Annotated in this window: 8 protein-coding genes and 1 pseudogene; 8 read left to right on the forward strand and 1 reads right to left on the reverse strand. The window is 29.0% G+C overall.

Annotated elements, in window-relative coordinates; translation table 11 throughout:
• Nucleotides 1-796 (forward strand): LPXTG cell wall anchor domain-containing protein (locus tag B5G32_RS12890; RefSeq protein ID WP_143746656.1); only part of this gene is annotated, 796 nt, incomplete at its 5' end.
• Here the strand turns inward: B5G32_RS12890 and B5G32_RS12895 are convergent.
• Entirely contained in the window at nt 797-1048 is a 252-nt protein-coding gene (locus tag B5G32_RS12895) for a CHAP domain-containing protein (RefSeq protein ID WP_087936887.1), read from the reverse strand.
• 285 nt (nt 1049-1333) lie between these two features.
• Here B5G32_RS12895 and nrdI point away from each other — a divergent pair, with 285 nt between their 5' ends.
• From nrdI to B5G32_RS12935, 7 genes and pseudogenes are all read left to right on the forward strand, one after another.
• Nucleotides 1334-1690, forward strand: coding sequence for a class Ib ribonucleoside-diphosphate reductase assembly flavoprotein NrdI (nrdI, locus tag B5G32_RS12900; protein WP_087245433.1), 357 nt, complete (start codon nt 1334-1336; stop codon nt 1688-1690).
• Complete coding sequence (locus tag B5G32_RS12905) at nt 1683-2240, forward strand: DUF3793 family protein (protein ID WP_158094030.1); 558 nt, start codon at nt 1683-1685, stop codon at nt 2238-2240. The genes nrdI and B5G32_RS12905 overlap by 8 nt, the downstream gene beginning before the upstream one ends.
• Nucleotides 2241-3408: 1168 nt before the next feature.
• Complete coding sequence (locus tag B5G32_RS12915; RefSeq protein ID WP_087936890.1) at nt 3409-3900, forward strand: hypothetical protein; 492 nt, start codon at nt 3409-3411, stop codon at nt 3898-3900.
• Nucleotides 3901-3931: 31 nt separating this feature from the next.
• On the forward strand, nt 3932-4669 hold the full coding sequence (locus B5G32_RS12920) for a CPBP family intramembrane glutamic endopeptidase (RefSeq protein ID WP_074087771.1): 738 nt from the start codon (nt 3932-3934) through the stop codon (nt 4667-4669).
• Between the two features lie 332 nt (nt 4670-5001).
• Nucleotides 5002-5469, forward strand: a pseudogene (locus tag B5G32_RS14200) (DUF1016 N-terminal domain-containing protein).
• A complete protein-coding gene (locus B5G32_RS12930; protein ID WP_239386258.1) occupies nt 5456-6025 on the forward strand; it encodes a PDDEXK nuclease domain-containing protein in 570 nt (189 codons plus the stop codon). The pseudogene B5G32_RS14200 and the gene B5G32_RS12930 overlap by 14 nt, the downstream one beginning before the upstream one ends.
• A 231-nt stretch (nt 6026-6256) precedes the next feature.
• Complete coding sequence (locus B5G32_RS12935) at nt 6257-7213, forward strand: type II toxin-antitoxin system death-on-curing family toxin (RefSeq protein ID WP_224762644.1); 957 nt, start codon at nt 6257-6259, stop codon at nt 7211-7213.
• Nucleotides 7214-7633: the final 420 nt, after the last annotated feature.

A 7633-nucleotide genomic window follows, 5' to 3' on the forward strand; every position in this document is an offset into this window, starting at 1 on the left:
GACAGATATTCCGGCCACCGGTCACAGCTATGGCGAACCTGTTTGGAACTGGTCAGAGGACGGGAAAACCTGCACCGTGACATTTATCTGTGAAAAGGATGAAACTCATAAGGAAACTCTGAAAGTAAAGATTACATCAGCAGTAAAGATCCCTGCCACCTGCACGGAAGCAGGCGTAACCACTTATACGGCGACTGTTGAATTTAACGGCAAGACTCACACGGATACGAAGGATGTGGCAGACATCCCGGCTATCAGACACAAGCTGACCAAGACAGAAGCGAAAGCACCGACTAGTACCGATACTGGAAATATCGAATATTGGTATTGTGAAGTATGCGATAAATATTTCAGTGATGAAAAAGCAGAACATGAAATTACTTTAGAAGATACGATTATTGCGAAACTTCCTAAGTTAATCAGTGGTGCTAATCAAGAATGGACAAAAGGAAGCAAAGATGGATTAACTTTTAAAGTTGATACAGATATCAATGAATTCAAGAAAGTTCTTGTAGATGGAAAAGAATTAAAGGATACAAATTATGATATCAAATCTGGAAGTACGATCCTTACTTTAAAATCCTCTTTCTTAGATACTTTATCAGCAGGAAAGCATCAGATTTGCCTAGAATTTAATAATGGAACTATAGAAGCTTACTTTACTGTTAAAGTTAAAGAAACAACTACAGTTCCAGAAACAGGTGAGCAAACTAACTTGTATTTGTGGGCAATGTTTGCGATCGCATCCAGTGCTTCAATTCTAGTACTAAGAAGATATAAGAAATATAATCGTTAATTAAATTGGAATGGCGAATTCAACGCCATGACAGATAGAAACAAATTGACTGAGCGTATAGGTAACTGTATGCCAGTCTTTTTTTGCTTCTGCAAATGAATTAGTCTTTCCATCTAAGTTTCCTTCTTGAATGGTTATATTAGTACCATCCCATCCGATAACGATACCAACATGATTTCGTCCAATGCAAGAAAAGATGGCTCCTACTGCTGGAGTACTAGAAATTTTGAATTTATCTGGATGAGCATTCACAAGTTGTTTTGCGCATTTCCATCCATCACCAGTAAATCCAGGACTATAACCATGAATTTCATAAAATCTTCCCCAGGCTTTTTTTACTTTTCCATTTTAATTCTTCTTTTTGATGATTATAGGCCATATCAATTTCCCCTTTCAATTAAATAGCCAAAAAAAATTAGATTTTTAGCCTATCTATAAAGGGAAAATGGTTAAAAATTATAAAAATTCTTTACATGTAATTAAAATTGCTATATTATTATAACATAGAAGTTAGCAATAGCTAACCAGGAGGTAAATATGAAAGTTGTTTATGCAAGTAGAACTGGAAATGTTCAATTAATGATTGATCAATTATTGATTTCTGAATCTTTACAAATTAAAACAGGTAAAGAAATTGTTTCTGAACCATATTTATTGTTTACTTATACTGATGGATATGGAGAAGTACCAATAGAAGTTTCTGATTTTTTAACAAATAATTCAAATTTTATACAAGGTGTAATTGTATCTGGTGACAAAGGTTATGGTGAGGCTTTTTGTAAAGCCGGAGATATAATTAGTCAGGAATTTGATGTTCCATGTCTTTACAGATTTGAAAATAATGGAACAGATGCTGATGTTTCTGCTATTCAAGATATTATTGATAATGTCTAAACAAGAATATTTCGAGGAATTATTAGCTCACCATTGTGCTCCAACTTTATGTAAATGTAAGGTTGCAAATATGTTTCATTTAGAAAAGTCAAAATTAGAAGATATTGATGAAATTATTAAAACATATAATCAAATTTTAAAAACCAAAAATATATATATACATATTTTTCAATCTTTAAATAGTAGAGTTACTATTTTTGTTTTTTCAAAAAAGCAATTAGAATCATTACTTAATAGAGATGAAGTAAAGCATTTTCTTTCACTTTATGGGTATAAAAAATTTTCAATTCATTCGGTATTTAATCATTTAGAAAAAAGATTGAATGAATCTATTGAGTATCCACATGAAATAGGAGTTTTATTAGGTTATCCTTTAGAGGATGTGATTGGATTTATTGAGTCGCAATCTTGCATTATGATTGGGACTTGGAAAGTATATAATTCTAATCCAGATGAAGCTCAACAAAGATTTAAATTATATAAATCCGTTCGAGAATATTTCATAAAAGAAGTTAGGAATGGAAGAAAAATAGCAACACTAGTACATTGAATAAATCAGGCTAAATGCACTAAAATATATTTTTTAAGACATATATGATTCAAGAAATGCATAAAATTTATATTATAGTTGTAAGATGTTTTTTGAATGTACTAATACAATTAAGTGTTTTGTGGTTAATAAAAGAGACTATTATTTCTAAAGATTTACAGTCTTTAAAAGTTATAGTCTCTTTTATACTTATCACCTAATAGACACAATAATATAGTATACCTTAATTATTCATGAGATTATAATATAATCATGAAATATCCTTATTTCATAGGCATTTTCTGCTTTTATTTATTCTTTTTCTATTCACCCGTTGAAAGGGCTAATAGATCCCAGTAGAGTTGATTTGAAATCTATCCATATGCTACGTAATAAAATATCTCATCATTCCAATATTTTAGGAAAACAATCTCCCTATATTGTTAAAGGAAAGTTCTATTCAATCTTCTTTTTAGGATATATTTCAATTTGTCATTGGTCAAATTTTTTATTTAATGAAAATTTAACATTACCTTTAAGACAAAAAATAGATGAAATTATTGAAGAAACTAACACAGAATACAATACAAAATTTGATTTTTCTATAATTCACAATAGAAAAATCAAATAATACTTTACATATAGAAAAAATTAAGGTATTATATATGTACGTTGTGAGAGGACCTGCGCGCCTCTCATTTTAATTTATGTGAATACTCATGTTAAATAGTTATAAGATGTTTTGGCAATGCAACAAGTAAGCGACAAATAGGCTTAAAAACCCATAGTTTATAAGGTTTCGGAGTTCTCAAAACGTTAATTTTTGGGAATACCCAGAACAATTCAAAGAAACTCAAATCAGCAAAAGCCTTTATTTATCGGCTAAAACTCGATTTGAGTTTTTTTGTATATTTATAAATTAAAAACGGTAAGCGACAAGTAAGATACAAAAAAACTAACCATATTTCTCTATGATGTGATAGATGAACAAAATCATCTTGTGTATCGAGATGTAGATGAAGATAAGGATATCGTATTTCATGATACAAAAAGTATTACTCTATCTGATTATCTCAGCAAACATCCTATTGTGAAAAATAAGCATGTAAGTTAAATTATCTTGTAATAAAAAACTCCACATGAGATAATTTAGTTAGATAAATTGAAATTTGAAAGCGAGTTGATTTTAATGTTAATTCTAATGTTACTAATGGAAGGTATAGTATTATGTTTTATACTTTTAATGTTTTGTGTTATTGGTATAGCAAATGGTCCTGAAAAATTTACTGTATTTTACGAAAAGAATGTTCAAGAAAAAGCAATAAAATTAGGATATACTACTCAAAAAGAAATAAAGAAACAAAGCATTATATCAATTATAGTTTTATACTTACCTTGTTTTATTCTAGTGCCATTAATGGTTTGCTATATAAATGATGCAAAAGAGTTTGGAAATATTTTTATTCAAAGTTTATTTATAATGTATATAATGGGACTATTTGATAGATTTTTTGTTGACTGGTATTGGGTAGAACATACAAAAGCGTGGGATATACCCAATACAGAAGAATTAAAACCTTATATTCCTACAAAAATGAAAATAGTCAAATGGCTGGGAACCATAGTTGGATTTGCAATAATTGCTTTAATTATTGCTTTAATAATGAGTAAGATGGTTTGAAAATTGTAATTTGAAAAGGAGATATACTGAATTGGATACTAAACGGTTAGCAAAATTTCTTATAATTACATTTGTTATTACAGGGATAGCCTGGTCTGGACTTGCTGTGTTAACGAGTTTAAATATTATCCCATTTTCGCATCCTTTAGGCACTATTTTACATATTATAGGAGGATTCGGACCGACAATAGCAACTTTCTTTGTCTTAGAAGAAAAAAACACGGTTAAATCTATATTACATTTTATTTTTGGCTACAGAAAGAAATCATTGATTTTTTTGTTTTTATTTTCTATTTTTGAAATACTGACAATAGGTTTATCGTCAAGGGAATTTAATTCCGCATTACCATGGTATTTGATGCCTTTAATCTTTCTTCAAGCAACATTTATATATGGCGGCGAAGAAGAATTAGGTTGGAGAGGTGTTATGCAGCCTTTATTAGAGGAAAAATTGAATTTCCCTATAGCCACAATCATTACGGGTGTTGTGTGGGGAATTTGGCATATTCCCCTTTGGTTTGTAAATGGCTCATCGCAACAAAATATGCCATTTCTATTTTTCTTAGCGTTAGCTGTTATACTGAGCTTTTGGCTGGCGACAATTTACAAAAAAACGAAATGTGTTTTTGCTTGTAGTGTTTTTCATGGATTGACAAATACTCTTTTGTCTGTATTTATAATTAAAGTGAATGTTCTATTGGTAATAGGACTGATTGCTATGCTTGTATATTCAATATATTTATGGTATTGTGGAGAAGCAAAACAATAAATTCCAGTTTGTAGAGTATGAAAATCGAAATTATATCAATATAAAGAAAAACAGGTATTTCTTTGAGTTGAAAAGTAGTTATGAAACTATAAAATACTAGCTATAACGTAAATAGGTGTGATATGTCGTTTTGGCAATGCAACAAGTAAACGACAAATAGACTTAAAAGCCTTTGTTTTATAAGGCTTCGGAGTTCTCAAAACGTTAGTAATAATTGTTGTGAGAAGATTAGAGAAGTATTTAGACTTTGTAAGAAGTTTAGATGCTTCTTTTTTTTCTTTTTAAAATAAGGGTATAATAAGAATAATTAATATTGAAAGGAGTAGTTGATTGTGGAAAATAATTTGTTAAACAATGAGGCATTAGTAAATGAAATTGCTAGTATTATCACAAATGCTAGAAATAATGTCGCAAAACAAGTAAATAATGAACTTTTAAATGCTTATTGGAATATTGGTCGTGTTATTGTTGAAGATGAATTGAAGAATAATCGTGGTGAATATGGGAAAAAACAATGACTTGCTATTTCAAAAAATCTTACTAATAAATTTGGAAAAGGTTTTTCACAATCTAATTTATATAACATGAAAATGTTCTATACGAAATATCCAATTTTCCAGTCAGTGACTGGAAAATTGAGCTGGACTCATTATTGCGAATTATTATATATATCTGATGATGACAAACGTAGTTTCTATGAAAAAGAAGCAATTAATGCAAATTGGTCAGTAAGAGAGTTAAAAAGACAAATTAGCTCTTCATTATTCGAAAGGTTGTTATTATCAAATGGGGGAGACTAATAAAAAGAAGGTTCTTGAATTAGCGCTAAAAGGAAATGAAATTGCCAAACCAGAAGATATAGTAAAAGATCCTTATGTTTTTGAATTTCTAGGTCTGCCAGAAAATAAACCAATGATGGAATCTGATTTGGAAGAAGCTCTTGTTAGACAAATTGAAAAGTTTCTTTTGGAACTTGGAAAAGGATTTATGTTTGTAGGAACTCAGCAAAGAGTAACGTTCGGGAATACTCATTATTATGTTGATATGGTTTTCTATAATAAAATTTTAAGATCTTATGTATTGATAGAATTAAAAACTATCAAATTAATGCCTGAAGCAGTTGGGCAACTTAATATGTACTTGAATTATTATACAGCAGAAATTAATGACGAAAATGATAATCCACCAATTGGATTGATTTTATGCACTGACAAAGGCAATGTTGATATGCAGTATGCATTAGGAGGCTTGAGTAATAATATTTTTGCTTCAAAATATGTAACATATATGCCTGATAAGGAACAATTTATTGCTCAGATTGAAGCTGTATTATCATCTAATAATAATACAGAATAAGTGGATATAAGTTTTGTGAGTGGTTATGGCAATGCAACAAGTAAGCGACAAATAGGCTTAAAAACCCTTATTTTATAAGGTTTCGGAGTTCTCAAAACGTTAATCAAAACAAATACGGAAAAAGATTCAAGATTATATCTTGGGTCTTTTTTTGTGCTTGTTAATGAAATAAATGTAAATAAATGATATAATAAGTTAATTAATAAAATTTCAGATGAAGAAGGTGATATTATGATTGATATAGTAGAAAGAAATGAAGTTGTACAATTTAAAAATGGAGATTTTGTATTAGATGTTACTATTGATTCTAATAAGGAAACAGTATGGTTAAATAGAGAACAATTATCACAATTGTTTGATAGAGATATCAAGACAATAGGGAGACATATTAATAATGCATTAAAAGAAGAATTAGATAATTCAACTGTCGCAAAATTTGCGACAGTTCAAAAAGAAGGCACTCGTCAAGTGACTCGACAAATTGAATATTATAACTTAGATATGATAATAAGTATTGGATATAGAGTAAAATCTAAAAATGGTATTCTTTTTAGAAAATGGGCTCATAATATATTAAGAGAATACTTATTAAAAGGATATGTTATAAATGATAGACATTTTCAAGATATTGAATATGTTACAAAAATGCTGGATCAATATAAAGAAGCAGGTGGGAAATTACCATCGAGTGATGCTATGTTAGAATTTTTAAAAGCTTATCAAAGAGGTTTTAAAATATTAGATGATTATGATCATCATACTTTAGAAGTACCTGAAGGACAAAAAGATGTTTATGTTATTCAATATGATGAATGTATAAAATTGATACACAATACAATGTTTGCAAACCAAGGAGATCAATTTGCAATTGAAAGAGATGATTCATTTAAAAGTAGTATATCAACCATATATCAAAGTTTTGGAGGAAATCACTTATATCCAACACTTGAAGACAAAGCAAGTGCATTATTATATTTTATTGTTAAAAACCATAGCTTTATTGATGGTAATAAAAGAATAGGGGCAACAATATTTTTATATTTTTTAGAAAAGAACAATGCATTATATAAAAATGGAAAAGAAAGAATTAATAATGATGCTTTAGCGACTTTAACGATATTAGTCGCAACGTCAAGACCAGAAGATAAAGATATTATGATGCAACTTATTAAGACAATTATCAAATAAGAGGAATATTCTTTAATAATGAAATGTTTTAACCATAATTCATTTTTGGTATCTTTTAGTTAATTGAAAGTGTTAATAAAATCAATGAATTTGGGATGTTATTTGAGTAAAACAATAGTCATAATTGTTATGAGAGGATGAGAGAAGCATTTAAAATTGATGAAAGGCAAGAAAGTATATGAGTAAGAAAAAGAAAAAACCATACGAAGCAATGTCATTAAGTTAAGATGACAATATTTAACCAGGAATTGTATGGAAATATATTTTTCCTGGTTTTTAATATTTACTCAAGCTCAAAAAGTGTAGTCTTGAAACTACATCTGTCAAGGTATATAATAAACTATGTTAGTTATATCTATAGTTAAAGCATACGACAGTCTTTGGCTTGACATGTCGCTTGTATTTTCTGTTGGGTCGAAT

It is taken from the genome of Massilimicrobiota sp. An80 (assembly GCF_002159255.1).
In the GTDB taxonomy this organism is placed as follows: Bacteria; Bacillota_I; Bacilli_A; order Erysipelotrichales; family Coprobacillaceae; genus Allocoprobacillus; species Allocoprobacillus merdigallinarum.